The sequence below is a fragment of the Gammaproteobacteria bacterium genome (assembly GCA_003696665.1).
Lineage (GTDB): Bacteria > Pseudomonadota > Gammaproteobacteria > Enterobacterales.
Window position 1 is genome coordinate 1 of sequence record RFGJ01000156.1, and the last position, 1077, is coordinate 1077.

A 1077-nucleotide genomic window follows, 5' to 3' on the forward strand; every position below is an offset into this window, starting at 1 on the left:
CCAATTATGCAGTATAATTGTCGCAGTTGCAATAGATAAAAGTACATATTTTGCAGGATATTTTTTATCCTGGCCTTTGCAGAATCTCGCTTTCATACAAAAAATATAGACTTGTGTGCATAAAACGCAATGGGAGGAGATGCGATGGGGCAACACGGCGGCAAATTGATACGAGAACTGCGCAAAAGCCGGCACCTTTCTATGGAATCCCTGGCATTCGAGGCCGAAATCGCCTACAGGACGCTATCCAACATCGAGCGGGGCATCACTCGTCAGCCGGCGCACCACGTATTGAGTCAGATATTGGAAGTTTTGGACACGCATCAGAAGGTCAGTCTGCCCGACCGCCACGATGTCCTTGAATCCTTCGGGTACAAGAAAGACTACCCCTTGCCCGCGGAGCGGGAAATTCAATGGGCGTGCCGACGATGGGCGCAGGATTACGGGCACATCTGGTTTCCCGCCTATCTGGTGGATATGAGCCAGCGCATTCTGGCCTGGAACCGCTACACGCCGCATATCGCAGGCGTCAATAGCGCCGACCCTGTTACGTCTGTGCTGAACAACATCACCGTCTTCGATATGACCTTTGGGCTGGCCGGTCAATTCGTGAAAATCGTCAATCGCGATGCCTACCTTTCTGCCCTGATTCTGACCATCAAGAACGAAATGCGCCTGTACACGGAAGAAGAATGGTATGAACCGTGCATGACCGCGGCCCTGGAAACATATCCGGAGTTCCGCCGCTTGTGGGAAAGCACCCCCACCGGACGGGAGGCCGAGATTGGCACCGGCCATCACGTCCCCATCGTTCTGGATATCCCCAACATAGGGCAGGTCAGTTTTCAGTTGCTGCGCTTCCCCTTTGTGGTGGATTCCCGCTTTTGGATTGTGCAATGGCTCCCCGTGGATGAAGTCACCGCCCTGCATTGCCTGTTGTGGAAGAAGGAGGAGGCGCGCCTGGCCTCTCAGCCATCCGCCGCATAACTGGTATTATGCGACCACATCAGGGGGGATATGGTCGCATAAGGTGGAAAATCGGGGGGAATATCGCCGGAAAAAATAGCCGCATAATGG

Annotated in this window: 1 protein-coding gene; it reads left to right on the forward strand. The window is 53.5% G+C overall.

What is annotated here, in order from left to right; translation table 11 throughout:
- Positions 1-129: 129 nt before the first annotated feature.
- Positions 130-987: an XRE family transcriptional regulator gene (locus D6694_04770; GenBank protein RMH45423.1), complete on the forward strand. Its 858-nt coding sequence runs from the start codon at positions 130-132 to the stop codon at positions 985-987.
- The last annotated feature ends 90 nt before the right edge of the window (positions 988-1077 follow it).

What these genes read in the sequence shown, in the direction of transcription:
- D6694_04770 (RMH45423.1), top strand. Translation starts at nt 130, where the DNA reads ATGGGAGGAGATGCGATGGGGCAACACGGCGGCAAATTGATACGAGAA.